Genomic DNA, 13,681 nt, shown 5'->3' on the forward strand with positions numbered 1-13,681 from the left:
GTTACGCCTCCTTGCTGCGCCAGCGCGCGACGGCGATAGTCCCCTCATACAGGAGGATGAGGCCGGCGGCGACGGCGATGGCGGCGTTTCGCGGGAGACTGAACTGGTTCACGAGGCGGAACAGCGTCGGGTCCGGGCTGCCGAGATAGCCGACGACGATGGCGACGGCCCACACCGGCAGACGGGCGGCCCGGAACCCACGCCAGAGTTTGACCGAGCCGTAGTAGTTCTTGTTCGCGTATGCCAGCGCCTCGAACAGGACGATCATCCCGCCGCCGACGAGCATCGGCGTGGCGTTGCCGAGGCCGACCGCAGCCAGCGTCTCGGTGACGGTGGCTGGCAGTTGCTCGTAGTAGCCCGTCGGCACCGGGGCGGGGCTGAGGACGTAGCCGGCGATACCGAAGACCAGCCACGCGGCGGGCCGGCGAGCAGCGAGGTCGTCGGCCGTCGGGACCGGCGACGTGCTGCCGGTCCACCGGAGGAGCAGCAGGGTGCCCTCGAACAGGCCGATCATCGTCACGGCGACCATCAGCGGGGCCATCCCGGTCGGGTCCGGGCTGAACAGGAACGCCACGGCGGCGAACCCGCCCCAGAAGTACAGCCGCCGGTCCTGGAGCCACTTTCGAGTGGTGACGCCCATCATCACCGCGAGCATCACGAACAGCGGGATCTGGAAGATGAGCGCGAACAGCCCGAGCATCAGGATGATGAGGTTGAACGTCTCGCTCAGGCCGAAGGCCAGGTCGGCCGCGCGGTCGGAGTAGGTGATGAAGTAGTCGAACATCGCCCGCAGCACGGCGAAGTACGCGAAGCCGACGCCGACGGCCGCCAGCACGAGGCTCGTCGGCACCGCGGCGAGGTAGTAGCGCCGCTCGCGGGGGTACAGTCCCGGCCGCATGAACAGGTACGTCTGGTAGACGAACACCGGTAAGGCAGCGATAAAGCCGACTAGCGAGGACACCTTGAGACGCGCCAGGATGAGCGCGAGCGGGTTGTACACGTTCGGACAGTCCGCGCCTTCGACGACGCTGCCTTCGACATCCGTCGCGACCTGTCCGCAGGCCTCTGCGGGGCCATCGAGGAAGGAGTACCAGAGGAAGTTGATGAGTTCGTCGGAGTACGGCAAGGCGATGACGGCCACGACGGCCATCACGCCGACGACGACGAACAGCCGCATGGCCATCTCCTCGACGTGGTCGGCCAGGGGCATCTCCTCGTCGTCGGGTGCGCCCTCGTCGACGATGTCGGCGTCCGGGTCGTAGCTCGGTGCGTTCCCGCCGCCGTGCGTCGGCGTGGCACTGCCACCAGCCGGTGACGGCGTCGACTTGCCCCAGTCGGTCGGGACGTCCGCCGGGACAGCGGCGGCGATATCCGACGCGTCCCGGTCGAACAGCCCGGCGTTGGACTCGGATTCGGTCGGCGCAGCGTGAGAGCCGACAGTGTCCTCGTCACCGCCGGCCGGCGCGGGACCCGGGCCTGTCACCTCGTCCGTCTCCCGGGTGGCATCGGCCTCGGCCACGGGGTCGGTGGGGATCGACGACTCCTCGGACTCGTCGTCGGACGGCAGTGGCGGCTCTTCGGGCCTGCGACGCTCGTCGTCCGCGTCACCGTCCTCCATCTGTCCCGGGCTTAGACGGTGGGTGTTGTAAACTTTCTTTTCGAGCAGTGGCCGTCACCGGGATGAATAAATTGATAACGCCCACTGGGCTAGGCACAGAGAAGATGGCGAGTGCTATCGACGAGGACACCGTCCAGACGGTTCAGAGCGGGCGCGCCACGCTCGGCGCGATGCTCCGCTCGGCGCAGGTGCACCTCCAGAAGGTGTTCATCGTCTTCGTCATCGGGATGATCGGGACGATCATGGCGCTGCAGTACGGCGTCTGGGATACGCTACGGCAGGACCTGCTGTACTCCCAGATGGACCTCACTACCCAGGAGGCCACCAGTATCGTCGCGGTCACGCCCTTCGACGTCATCCTCCTGCAGGTGAAAATCGGCGCGGTCATCGGGATTCTGATGGCGTTGCCGCTGCTGATCTACTTCGGCCGCGACGGCCTCCGCCAGCGCGGCTGGTGGCCGGCCGAGCACATCCCGACCTGGAAAGGCGCGCTGTTCGTTACGATAAGCCTGAGCCTGTTTTTCGGCGGCGTCGCCTACGCCTACGAGCTGTTCTTCCCGCTGATGTTCGACTTCCTCGCCGGCGACGCGTTCAAAGCCGGCTTCACGCCGCAGTACTCCATCGTCAAGTGGTTCCAGTTCGTCTTCCTGCTTGCCGTCTCCTTCGGGCTCGCCGCCCAGTTGCCGCTCGTGATGACGGTGCTTTCCTACACCGAGATCGTCCCCTACGAGACGTTCCGGGACAAGTGGCGCTACGCGGTGATGGGGATCTTCGGCTTCGGCGCGCTGTTCTCGCCGCCGGACCCCTTCACCCAGATCATGTGGGCCGCACCGCTGTGTGGCCTCTACGGCATCAGCCTCGCGCTGGCGAAACTCGCGATGCTGGTCCGTCGCTCCGGTGACCTCGTCAGTACCAGCGCCGTCGCCCGCAGGCACTGGAACACGATCCTCGGCGGCGCGGTGCTGGGCGGCGGCGTGGTGTACTACTTCCTGGCGACGCCGGCGTTCCAGTACATCCAGCGCTTCGCCGAGGTGTTCCCCTCCGACCGGCTCACCGGTGACATCCAGCCGCCGGCGCTGTTCGGGCTCCCCGTCGAGAGCACGGCAATCGGTATCGCCGCCGTGTTCGGTGTCATCGGCGCTGTCGTCGTCCTCTACTACCACGTCCTGACCGCGCTCTCGGAGAAGGCCGGTCCCGGCCAGGTCGGCGACCCGTCGGCCATCGATATCGGCGAACTCAACGCCTCCGCCGTCGAAGTCGCCCCGCCGGAAGTGTTCGAGGAGATGGCCGAACACGAGGCGCTGGCCCACGCCGACCGCGCGCTCGCCGACGACGACAAGGAGAAAGCCCAGGCCGTCCTCAACCGCTGGGACATGGTCCACGAGGACGGGGAGGGTGAGGCCGGCGACGGCGCGGACGGGACCGCCGAAGCTGATGCGGAGGAGAGTGGCGTGTTCACTTCGACGACCGCCGGCATGGTCGACGCCTTCACCGAGGACGAGACCACCGAGGACGAGATCGGCGGCTACTACTACGACATCCAGTTCATCCTCAGCGCGCTGGCCTCCCGGGCGTTCGTGATTCTGGGCATCTTCGGCGCAGTGCTGGCCGCCGCGTTCCTGTTCCTCTACCAGGGCGGGATCGGGTCGATACAGCGGACGTTCGTCAGCCGGCTCCCGCCGGAGATGGCCGCCGACGTGAGCATCGTCACGCTCCACCCCGTCGAACACCTGGTGTTCATCGTCAAGTTCTCGACGATACTCGGGGCCGTCTCGGTCATCCCCGTGGTGCTGTACTTTGCGTGGCCGGCGATGCGCGAGCGCGGTCTCGTCATCGGTAACCGCAACATCCTAGGCGTCTGGGGGATGACGCTGTTCGGCGCGCTCATCGGCGGGAGCCTGCTCGGGTTCCTCTACGTGGCCCCGATGACAATCTCCTGGATCGCCTACGACCAGTTGAACTCGAACATGGTCATCGCCTACCGGGTGAGCAATTTCGGCTGGCTCGTGTTCTTCCTCACCATCGGGATCGGCCTGCTCGCGGAGATCCCGGTGACGATGTTCCTGTTCCACAAGGGCGGCATCGTCCCGTTCCGTCTGATGTACGAGCGCTGGCGCGAGGTCGTCATCGCCATCGTGGCCCTCTCGGCGATTCTCTCGCCCAGCGGCATCTTCACGATGTTCATCGTCGGCATCCCGACAGCGCTTGCGTACATGCTCGGCCTCGGCATCCTCTGGGTGTACACGCTCGGCGGCCGACGGACGACGAACCGCCGCGGCGAGCCGGCCGACTGAACGCTGATCGTCGCCACGACTCCACGGGGGCGATTCGACGATTATCGCACCGGTGACTCGAACGGGCACTCGCAGGCGTAACGGCCAGTAGCTGCGATAGCCGCGCGTCGTACAGTCCAGCTTCTACTCTACCAAATAGCGGGGACTAGTTCGCGGACATCACACATCCTGTGTAGGCACAGCCGGACGGGCGTCGAACCGTAGTGCCTAAGATTATGCTCAGTATATTCGCCACGTATGCCCAAGATAAGCGTCGAAATGCCGGCCGAACTGCTGGACGACCTCGACGAACACGTCGGCGAAGACGGGAAGTTCGTCAACCGGAGCGACGCTATCCGTGCATCCGTCCGGAAGACGCTCGATATCCTCGATGACATCGACGAACGCCAGGGTCGACTCGACGATGAGCAGTGAGCGCTCCGAAGCGGTGCGGGTCGGCCTCGTCGCTCTGTTCGTAACGGCGCTTGTCACCTCCCAGGTCACCGCCTCGAAGCTACTCGCGTTCTCGCTGCCGGTCTCGCTCCCGCTTGCGGGGTCGACGCTCGTGCTCCCCGGTGCCGCGCTGGCGTACGCGCTGACGTTCTTCGCGTCGGACTGCTACGCCGAACTGTACGGCCGCCGGGCGGCGACGGTCGTCGTCAACGTCGGCTTCGCCATGAACTTCGTCCTGCTGGCGCTGGTCTGGAGCACGATTCTCGCGCCCGGACTCCCACAGGCGGCCCAGCCGGTCGACCTCGCGGCCTTCCGGAACGTGCTCGGGGCCAGCACGGCCATCGTCGTCGCCAGCCTGTCGGCCTACGTCGTGAGCCAGAACTGGGACGTGTTCGTCTTCCACTGGCTGCGGGACCGAACGGACGGCGAGAAGCTGTGGCTCCGTAACATCGGATCGACGGCCTCCAGCCAGCTCATCGACACGGTCATCTTCGTCGGCGTCGGCTTCGTCCTGTTTCAGGGCGTCCCGCCGGGCGAAGCGCTGGCGCTCATCGTCGGCCAGTACCTGCTGAAGCTCGCTATCGCCGTCCTCGACACGCCCTTTGTCTACGCCGTCGTCGGCTTCGTTCGGCGGAACGACATCGCTCCGACCCCGGCACGGGCCGACTGAAAACGGACCGTAGCGGTTTACTCGACCGGTTCGGCGAAGGCATACCGGGGCTTCACGTCGTCGATGCGGACCTCGACTGTTTCGCCCGTTTCGACGCCGCTAACGAACACAGTGAAGTTCTCGACCTTGGCGATGCCGTCGCCCTCCTCGCCCATGTCGTCGATAGTGACCTCGACGATGTCGCCCTCGCGGACCGGTGCAGTCAGGCGATGCTTGGCTACCAGATACAGCTCCGAGGAGGAATCACGGGAGGCATCGGGGCGGACCTCGCGAACGTACTCGAACTCCGGTTCGATGTCGGCGATGAGATCCTGGAGGTCCTGGCCGTCGAACACCTTCGCACAGAAATCCCCGCCGGCGTCGAGCAGGTCCGTCGCCACCTCGAAGGCCTGCCGGACCAGGTGGACCGACCGGGCGTGGTCGAGGTCGTACTGGCCGGTCATGTTCGGGGCCATGTCGGAGATGACCACGTCCACGGGGCCGCCGCTGCCGTCGCCCTCGCCGACGATCTCGCGGATCTCGTCTTTCGTGCTGTCCTCGGTCATGTCGCCGCGGACGTACTCGACGGTCGGCTCGGGGTCCTCCAGCTCGTCGATGGTCTGGCGGTCGACGCCGACGAGCGTCCCGCGCTCGCCGATTCGCTCTGCCGCGACCTGCATCCAGCCGCCGGGGGCGGCCCCGAGGTCGACGACGGTCCGGCCCTCGCCGAGGAGGCCGGCCGTGTCGTCCAGTTGCTGGAGTTTGTACGCCGAGCGCGCGCGGTACCCTTCCTGCTTCGCTCTGTTGTAGTAGTCGTCTTTCCCCGACATGGTTACCTCACACCGCGTGTGTCTTCACTGCCGAAACCTGGCGAAATCGCAGTCATAGTACCATGAAGGCGGTCAGCGCTGAAATGGATGCCGACTCGGGGTTTTCGGGCAAGCCACTGCACGACGGTCACCAGTGGATAGTCACGACGGACAATCAGGGCAAGCATCGGGGGCGTGACTACGTGCATTACCGTCACGCCGAACACGTTCAGCCCCGTTCTTACCGAGCAAGAACGCGTCTCAGCCGCTGAGATTCTGCGGTCTAGTATATACCTGTCACGTGCTGAGGCCCATCTGTAGGAAGTGACCTCCCAATGTCAACCATTCCGACGGCGACGCGGAGGCGGGTGTTAGAAGCCTTGGGCGTCGGCACGGCCGCGCTTGCGGGCTGTGCCAGCGCACCGGGCGCAAACAGGCAATCGACCGAAGCGGAGACGACCCCACAGGAGCCAGCTATGAACGCCGCACAACAGACCGATGTCGACCGTATCGCCGCGGACCCGACCGCGATCCCGGACCCCATCGACCGGTCGGAGCCAAAGACCGTATCGGTCGAGATGACCACCAAAGAGCAGGTCGCTGAGATCGAGCCGGGCGTCACCTACACCTACATGACCTTCGGCGACCAGATTCCCGGCCCGATGATCCGGGTCCGCCGGGGCGACACCGTCGAACTCACCATCACGAACGAGGAGGGAAACTCGATGCCCCACAACATCGACCTCCACGCCGTCCGCGGTCCCGGTGGCGGTGCTGAGGCGTCGATGGTCACGCCGGGCCAGACCGAGACGTTCCGGTTCAAGGCCACCTACCCCGGCGCGTTCATCTACCACTGCGCCGTCCCGAACCTCGACATGCACATCTCCTCGGGGATGTTCGGGCTGATACTCGTCGAGCCGAAAGACGGGCTGCCCGAAGTAGACCACGAGTTCTACTTCGGCCAGCACGAGCTGTACACCACCGGCGACGCCGGCGAGAAGGGCCACCACGACTTCGACATGGAGGCGATGGCGGCCGAAGAGCCGACGTACGTCCTGATGAACGGTGAGAAGTACGCCATCACGCCGGACCGGTACGGCGCACCGAGCATGTCGGTCGGCGACACCGCCCGCGTGTACTTCGTGGCCGGCGGCCCGAACCTCGATTCGAGCTTCCACCCCATCGGCTCCGTCTGGGACGAGGTCTGGCAGCAGGGCTCTATCGCCGGGCCGCCGAACAAGTACGTCCAGACCACGCCGGTCAAGCCGGGGTCCTGTGCCATCGCGACGCTCCACGCCGAGGTGCCCGGCCCGATCAAACTGGTCGACCACGCGCTCTCCCGGGTCGCCCGCAAGGGCATGATGGCCGTCATCAACCGCGAAGGGGCCGCCAACCCCGACGTGTTCGAGCCGGACGTCTGACAGCTTCGCCGAAGTAACGCGCTGGTATTGGTTTTCGCGTTCGGGCTCGATTACGCAGTGTCCGGAATCGCTCGCGCCCGTCGCGGTCGCTCGCGCGCACGCGGTTTCAATGAGGGACTTTTTAATGGATGGGGGCATACTTCGGTTCAAGATGTTCAACGCCATCGTGAGCGCAGATACGCTCCAGGCGGCTCTCGACTCTGTGAGCGTGCTGGTGGACGAGTGCAAGATCCACCTCGAAGAAGACGGGCTGGAAATCCGGGCAGTCGACCCGGCAAACGTCGGAATGGTCGACCTGCGGCTCGACGCGGCGGCGTTCGAGTCCTACGAGACTGACGGTGGACTCATCGGCGTCAACCTCTCTCGCCTCGAAGACATCGCCGGTATGGCCGACGCCGGCCAGCTCGTCCACCTCGATCTGGACGAAGAGACGCGGAAGCTCCACATCTCTATCGACGGTCTCGAATACACGCTCGCGCTGATCGACCCCGACTCCATCCGCCAGGAACCGGACCTCCCGGACCTGGACCTCTCGGCGAACATCGTCATCGAGGGGAAGGACATCGACCGGTCGGTCACCGCCGCGGACATGGTCAGCGACCACATCGCGCTGGGCGTCGACGCGACAGAGGAGCTGTTCTACGTCGACGCCGAGGGCGACACGGACGACGTCCACCTCGAACTCACCCGCGACGACCTCATCGATCTGACCCCCGGGGACGCCCACTCGCTGTTCTCGCTGGATTACCTGAAGAACATGAACAAGGCCATCCCCAAAGACGCCGAGGTCGAGATGGAACTGGGCGAGGAGTTCCCGGTCAAAATGCACTTTAGCTTCGCCGAGGGACAGGGCCGGGTCACGTACATGCTCGCGCCGCGCATCCAGAGCGAATAGCGACGGATGGGGTCCGCGCCGCCGGTTCCGGCCACCGACTGGCTGCCTGACGACTACGAGACTGAGACGCTCTCGCTGCCCGACGGCCGGCGGTTGGCCTACGCCGCGTACGGCGACGTCGACGGCTATCCGGTGCTTTTCTGCCACGGCACCCCGGGATCACACCACATCGCACGGCTACTCGCCGCACCGGCCCGCGAGCGCGGCGTGTCCCTCATCGCCCCGGACCGGCCGGGCATCGGGAACTCGGCGGACGCCCCGGTGACGCTTGCAGACTGGCCGGACGACGCCGCACACCTCCTCTCGCATCTCGATGTCGACACAGCCGGAGCCATCGGCTTCTCCGGCGGCGGGCCGTTCGCGCTGGCCTGTCACCGACTGCCAGCGATACAGCGCATCGCGCTGCTGGGCGGCAGCGGCCCGCCGTCGGTCGGTGCGACGGGGCGCGTCCAGCAGTTCGTGGGGACGCTGTCCCGACACGCGCCGTGGGCGCTCGGTCGCCTGTTCCGCCTGCAACGGTGGTTCGCCGTCCGCCGGGACCCGTCCTACGCCATCGGGTTCGTCGCCGAGGAGACGCCCGAAACGGACGCCCTGGCCGCCGACGAAGTGGCCCGGATCGTCCGTGCGGACATGCTCACTGCGATGGCACGCGGCCCGAGCGCGATCATCCGCGAGCAGCGACTCCTCTCACAGCCCTGGCCCTTCGCCCTCGAAGACGTGTCCGTTCCGGTCGCAGTGTTCCAGGGGCAGCGCGACAGCAACGTCGCGCCATCGACGGGCAAGGCTCTCGCTCGGCGGCTTCCGGACGCCTCGCTCGAACTCGTCGACAGCGACCACCTGGGCACGCTGACGACCGCCGGCGAGGACGCGCTGGCCGCCGTACAGCGTCGCACGCGCGTCTGACGTATCGTTTTGTGGGTCGGGTGCCAACGGGCCGGTATGGAGAACCTCGGGGACGCGTACGGCAATCGGCGCTGGGAGGGGCGCGACCCCCGCCGCGTCGTCGCCGGTGCGACCCTGGGGTTCGTCGGCGCGCTGGCGGTGGTCGTGGCGATACTTCTGGTGACGACCCCACTGTCGGTGGTTGTCGGCGCGACAGCGCCCCACGCCGCCGAGAAACTCGGCGGGACGCTTGGCGGGTTGGGCATCCCCGCGATGTTCCTGAGCGTCGTCGCCGTGTTGCCCTCAAGCCGCCGCGAGCAGGGCGGCGTCGCCGTCGGCGCGGTCCTCTGTCTGGTCGGCATCGGACTGTTCCAGGTGGCCTATCCCTACAACTGGACGGTCGGCGAGCAGACGCTGGCGTTCGAAACGACGATGGCGTACTTCATCGGCTCCTGCGTGGCGTTCTGGTTCGTGTTCACGGCGATGGCGAGCTTCCGCCGCCGCAACAACCCGCACGGCACCGTCAAGCTTGAAATCTCACACAAGGGCGAAACCAAGACCGTACAGGTGTCCCCACAGGAGTACAGGCGCTACACGCAGGCAGTCCGTGGCGACGGCGGCACGACCGACGAAGTCATTCAGGAACTTGAGTCACGGATCGAAAAGTGAACTGAGCGTTACTCGGTAGCCGTCGTTTCGTTACCGCGTTGGTCGGATTCCGTCATCGAGTCGCGGTCGGTCGCCTCGATTTCCGTCGTCTGGACTTCGGTTTCCTCGTCGGCAATCTCACTATCCTCGTCGGAATCTGTCTCCTCCGCACCGACCTCCTCCACCTCAACGTCCTTGCCGGCGACCCCGCTTTTCGAGATGACCGGCAGGAGGTTGTAGCCGCCGTTGCCCTTCTTAACGACGTTGATGTCGAAGACGAACTCGAGCGATTCGCCGGCGACGACCTCGAAGGACTTGACGATCTGGAGCTTCCCGCTCGGGATCTTCACGTCGACGGACTCGCCGTCGACGACCCCGTCGACCGATTCGGCGTACAGTTCGATTTTGCTGTACTGGCCCGCCTCCAGTTCGCCGTCGAGGACGCTGATGGCCTTGTCGCCGACGACCTCGGTGAGGTCGACGGTCGCACCGTCAAGGTCGTGGACGACGAAGTCGCCGTCTTCCGCGTCGTCTTCATTGACCGTGGTTTCCGTCTCGGTCGGTTCAGTCGTCTCCGTCTCGGTATCGGCCGGTTCAGTCGTCTCCGTCTCGGTATCGGCCGGTTCAGTCGTCTCCGCCTCAGTCGCGTCAGCGGTGGCCGTCTCCGTGCCCTCGGTCTCGTCGCCGCCCTCGGTCGCTGTGGCACCGTCCGCGCCGGCACGGAAGATGCGAGCCCGCGAGAACGACACGTCGAGCGAGTCGAAGTCGCCGATAGCCGCGGGCTGGTCGCTGATGAGGAGACGGAACGCCCCGACAGCGCCGCCGTCGTCCATCGAGGTGTCGCCGTCGCTGGTGCCGTCAGTGCTGGTCCCATCGCCGCTGGACCCGTCGGATCCACCGGAATCGTTGGATCCGGAACAGCCGGCGAGGAGGCCGACACCGACGCCAGCGCCCGTCGCAATGAACCGTCGTCGTCTCATCGGCACCGCTCCGTCGGTTGTGTCCCTGTCGAAACTATTTGTGCGGTTGTGTACGAGATCATTCCGTAGTGGGGGATGGTAGTGACGCGTATATGCCCCGCGATAGGTCAAGTCGATGTACGGCCTTCTGAACGGAATGAACGGTCTGGCCGTATCTGAACGGTTTTACCCCCGTCGCTCCACGTCCTGATAATGGCAAACTCGAACGCGAAGGGCGACCGCCGCGAGCGCGAACTGGTCAACGCACTCGACGAGGCGGGCTTTGCGGTGATGCGCGCGCCGGCGAGCGGCAGCGCGACCGAGCGGGAACTGCCGGACGTGCTCTCGGGCGACGGCGAGACGTTCTACGCTATCGAGGCGAAATCCAGCGCCGGCGACCCGATCTATCTCACCGGCGAGGAGGTCGAGGCACTACTCTTCTTCGCCCGGAACTTCGGCGCGAAACCGCGGATCGCTGTCCGGTTCGACCGCGAGGACTGGTACTTCTTCCACCCGGCAGATCTCCACACGACCGACGGCGGCAACTACCGCGTCAAGAAGGAGAAGGCCCTCTCCGACGGGACTGACTTCGACGAGTTCGTCGGGCACTCGGAGAAGGTCACGCTGGCGGAGGTGGCCGACGACGGCCCGGACCAGAGCGTGCTGGACGTCCTGTCGGCCTTCGAGCGCGGCGACCTCGATAAGGAAGAAGCCGCGGCGATGCTGGAGTAGGCGTTCGAGCGCGTGTAATTACTGGGTCCGGCCGCTGACGAGTTCGGCGTCCTCAATGCGGCGGAGCCGCGAAAGGGGAAAGGCGTACTCCCGCGGCTCGGTCGCACGGACGGCGTCCGAGAGATACGTCGCCAGTACGACGAGGTCGTCGGGCGGATAGCCGTCGTTAGTGTCGTAGTCGGCAACGGTCCCGCCCGTCGCCTCGATGGGCCACTCGTCAGCGCGGTCGTCGGCCACGCGAGTAACGACGAGTCTGTCGCCCGTCTCGCGGTCCCGCACGATGTCGCCGGTCTCCAGCCGGCAGTGCCCACAGAGATGGGGCGTCTGTGCGTCCGCGGCCACGAAGGTGACGGTGCCACAGGCGTCACAGGTCGCCCGTTCCTTGCCGGGCGGCGCGACCCGTTTGGCAGTGATTTCGATGGCGACGCGCCGGAGGTGTTTGCAGCGCTCGCCGCGGATGCGGTTGTCGGGACAGGAACAGGATCGCTGTGCGATGTCGACGAGGTACGTGCTGTCGCTTTCCGTCGTCACGGCGTACGTGCTGCCCGCTCGCGGGCGCACGGCCATGCGCTCGGTCCAGGCGCGGGCGGCCCGGTCCGGGAGGGAACGGAGGTCCGGTGCAAGTGCGGTCTGCTGCCGGTCGGCTGCTGGCTCGATGAGCGTCATAGGTGCGGACGCGGCTGTATTTTCCAATGCGTCCAGTTGAAACGTAGGTGCTACACGGGCGTAAATGCCTCGGCCGTCGCGCTCCGGCGCTTCGATACCCTTTTTGCCGGCCCTGTGAAACCGCAGAGCATGGATATCGAGCGGGAGACGCTCCTGCAAATAGTCATCTCGGCAATAGCTGTCGTGCTGTTCATCGGTGCAGCTGTTACCGTCTCACAGACGTATCTGGACGGGGCTCACCTGTCAGCAACGGGCGGGTACGCGCTCGTCGGCACGATCGGACTGTTCGTCGTGTTCATGACCGCCGCCGGCCTCTGGCTCGAACGCCAGCAGTTCTAGGCGTCGGCTTCCTCGTCGGCCTCGTCCTCGCGCCAGTCGACCAGTTCTTCCTCGTCGGTGTCGTCCAGTTTCTGCTCGTAGTACCCCATCGGATGTGAGATCGTCTCACAGAGGTCGTCCATGTTGACACAGTCGCCGTAGGACTGCATGGTCGAACACGCCGGCGTCGAGTACTCCGTCGGGCTGGTCTCCCCACGGATGTGGTCGACCTGATAGCGGGTCGCCTCCTCGCCGAAGCCGGGGTTGACCTGGAACAGGTCGACGATCTCGTCCGTCGTCATCCCGATACCGATGAGAAAGGTCGCGATGGCGAACCGGGAGTGGTGTTCGAGATGCTCGCCCTTCTGCACCCGGTCGAGCAGTGACTTCATGCAGGGCGGGAACAGTTCGGGGACGACGGTGTCGATCTCGCGGGTGAGTTCCAGTTCCGAGAGGACTTCCTCCAGGTGGTCGACCGCCTCGATCAGTTCGTCCGCGATGGCGTCCGGGACGTCGAAGGGCAGACCGTCGGCGACGCGGTGGCGGATCGCCTGTTTCAGCAGGACGTTCAGTTCCTCGGCGCTGACCCTGACCTCGCCGTCGGCCAGCGGCCGGTTGACCAGCCGCCAGGAATCGCCCCGCTGGTCCGCGGCCAGGTCGAGATACGCCCCGACCTCGACGCGGTAGCCGTCGCCGGCGTCCCTGACAGCGTTCCCGAGGTCGAACTCCGCGAGCAGTTCCTCGCGGTCGAGCGTCTCCCGCTGGGTCGATTTCAGCTCCGTCGTCGTTGCGAACTCCTCGGTGAAGCGGTCGTAGGCCGCCTCGGCTTCCGCCTGTGCGTACTTCCGGGTACAGATGTGCACGTCGACGAGCGACACCAGCACGCGGGCAACCGGGTACGACAGCAGTTCGACGCGGGTCCGTCGGTGTGGCTCCCCGACGGTGCCGTCCGTGATTGCCGATTCGACCCGCTCCAGTGCGCGCGCCGTGACCGCCTCGTCCGTGGCGACGATCTCGCCCAGGTCCACCGCCGCAGCTTCGACAGCCTCCCGCGACCGCGCCAGAAAGGGGTAGCGTGCGTGGAGCGGTTCCATTGCCACCACCTTTCGGACGGGAGCGAATAAAATTGCCGTCACCGGGACGGACAGTGTCGGATACCCGACATCCGGTCCGTGAGCCGGTGTGACTGATCCGTCGGGCTATACATATAGAGCCGAGCCGGCGGCGGGTGAATACAGCTAGTAGACAAACGGATGGCCGCCACTCTCTATTGACAGAGTGTGGTAAGGACACGCGGGTCGGCGACTGTACCCGGTTCGGCCGACAAACCGGACCAGTGCGGTCATCCCCGACGAGGT

Annotated in this window: 14 protein-coding genes; 9 read left to right on the top strand and 5 right to left on the bottom strand. The window is 65.9% G+C overall.

The genetic code is table 11. From position 1 onward, the window contains the following. Position 1 precedes the first annotated feature (1 nt). Entirely contained in the window at positions 2-1,618 is a 1,617-nt protein-coding gene (gene tatC, locus ACY9XZ_RS05585; protein WP_463456075.1) for a twin-arginine translocase subunit TatC, read from the bottom strand. A 104-nt stretch (positions 1,619-1,722) separates the two neighbouring features. Here tatC and ACY9XZ_RS05590 point away from each other — a divergent pair, with 104 nt between their 5' ends. The 3 genes from ACY9XZ_RS05590 to ACY9XZ_RS05600 all read left to right on the top strand — a co-directional run bounded on the left by ACY9XZ_RS05590 (position 1,723) and on the right by ACY9XZ_RS05600 (position 5,014). Beyond that, entirely contained in the window at positions 1,723-3,912 is a 2,190-nt protein-coding gene (locus tag ACY9XZ_RS05590; protein WP_463456076.1) for a twin-arginine translocase subunit TatC, read from the top strand. A gap of 237 nt (positions 3,913-4,149) precedes the next feature. Further along, positions 4,150-4,326 carry a ribbon-helix-helix domain-containing protein gene (locus ACY9XZ_RS05595; protein WP_463456077.1) on the top strand — a complete coding sequence of 59 codons (177 nt, stop codon included), beginning with the start codon at positions 4,150-4,152 and terminating at the stop codon, positions 4,324-4,326. Then, positions 4,316-5,014 carry a queuosine precursor transporter gene (locus ACY9XZ_RS05600; protein ID WP_463456078.1) on the top strand — a complete coding sequence of 233 codons (699 nt, stop codon included), beginning with the start codon at positions 4,316-4,318 and terminating at the stop codon, positions 5,012-5,014. The genes ACY9XZ_RS05595 and ACY9XZ_RS05600 overlap by 11 nt, the downstream gene beginning before the upstream one ends. Positions 5,015-5,031: 17 nt before the next feature. Here the strand turns inward: ACY9XZ_RS05600 and ACY9XZ_RS05605 are convergent, their stop codons facing one another. Beyond that, a complete protein-coding gene (locus ACY9XZ_RS05605; protein WP_463456079.1) occupies positions 5,032-5,823 on the bottom strand; it encodes a 23S rRNA (uridine(2552)-2'-O)-methyltransferase in 792 nt (263 codons plus the stop codon). A 314-nt stretch (positions 5,824-6,137) separates the two neighbouring features. Here ACY9XZ_RS05605 and nirK point away from each other — a divergent pair, with 314 nt between their 5' ends. From nirK to ACY9XZ_RS05625, 4 genes are all read left to right on the top strand, one after another. Continuing rightward, the gene (nirK, locus tag ACY9XZ_RS05610) at positions 6,138-7,223 is read left to right on the top strand and encodes a copper-containing nitrite reductase (RefSeq protein WP_463456080.1); all 1,086 of its coding nucleotides are present in this window, start codon (positions 6,138-6,140) and stop codon (positions 7,221-7,223) included. Positions 7,224-7,374: 151 nt separating this feature from the next. After that, entirely contained in the window at positions 7,375-8,118 is a 744-nt protein-coding gene (locus tag ACY9XZ_RS05615) for a DNA polymerase sliding clamp (RefSeq protein ID WP_312617364.1), read from the top strand. 6 nt (positions 8,119-8,124) lie between these two features. Next, on the top strand, positions 8,125-9,021 hold the full coding sequence (locus ACY9XZ_RS05620; RefSeq protein WP_463456081.1) for an alpha/beta fold hydrolase: 897 nt from the start codon (positions 8,125-8,127) through the stop codon (positions 9,019-9,021). Positions 9,022-9,057: 36 nt separating this feature from the next. Continuing rightward, positions 9,058-9,669, top strand: a complete 612-nt coding sequence (locus tag ACY9XZ_RS05625; protein ID WP_463456082.1) for a cell division protein CdpA domain-containing protein — start codon at positions 9,058-9,060, stop codon at positions 9,667-9,669. Positions 9,670-9,677: 8 nt separating this feature from the next. Here ACY9XZ_RS05625 and ACY9XZ_RS05630 read toward each other — a convergent pair whose 3' ends face one another. Beyond that, positions 9,678-10,628 carry a DUF4382 domain-containing protein gene (locus tag ACY9XZ_RS05630; protein ID WP_463456083.1) on the bottom strand — a complete coding sequence of 317 codons (951 nt, stop codon included), beginning with the start codon at positions 10,626-10,628 and terminating at the stop codon, positions 9,678-9,680. 192 nt (positions 10,629-10,820) lie between these two features. On the opposite strand from ACY9XZ_RS05630, the gene hjc reads away from it, so the two are divergent. Next, positions 10,821-11,339 (top strand): Holliday junction resolvase Hjc, encoded by a 519-nt coding sequence (hjc, locus tag ACY9XZ_RS05635; protein ID WP_336358688.1) that lies wholly within the window; start codon positions 10,821-10,823, stop codon positions 11,337-11,339. Between the two features lie 18 nt (positions 11,340-11,357). Here the strand turns inward: hjc and ACY9XZ_RS05640 are convergent, their stop codons facing one another. Beyond that, the gene (locus ACY9XZ_RS05640; protein WP_463456084.1) at positions 11,358-12,005 is read right to left on the bottom strand and encodes an SWIM zinc finger family protein; all 648 of its coding nucleotides are present in this window, start codon (positions 12,003-12,005) and stop codon (positions 11,358-11,360) included. Between the two features lie 129 nt (positions 12,006-12,134). Between ACY9XZ_RS05640 and ACY9XZ_RS05645 the strand changes: the two genes are divergently transcribed. Further along, complete coding sequence (locus ACY9XZ_RS05645) at positions 12,135-12,344, top strand: DUF7472 family protein (protein ID WP_463456085.1); 210 nt, start codon at positions 12,135-12,137, stop codon at positions 12,342-12,344. On the opposite strand, the gene priL is transcribed toward ACY9XZ_RS05645, so the two are convergent. Beyond that, positions 12,341-13,417 carry a DNA primase regulatory subunit PriL gene (gene priL, locus ACY9XZ_RS05650; RefSeq protein ID WP_463456086.1) on the bottom strand — a complete coding sequence of 359 codons (1,077 nt, stop codon included), beginning with the start codon at positions 13,415-13,417 and terminating at the stop codon, positions 12,341-12,343. The genes ACY9XZ_RS05645 and priL overlap by 4 nt on opposite strands. Positions 13,418-13,681: the final 264 nt, after the last annotated feature.

The organism is Haloarcula sp. HT12 (assembly GCF_055271655.1).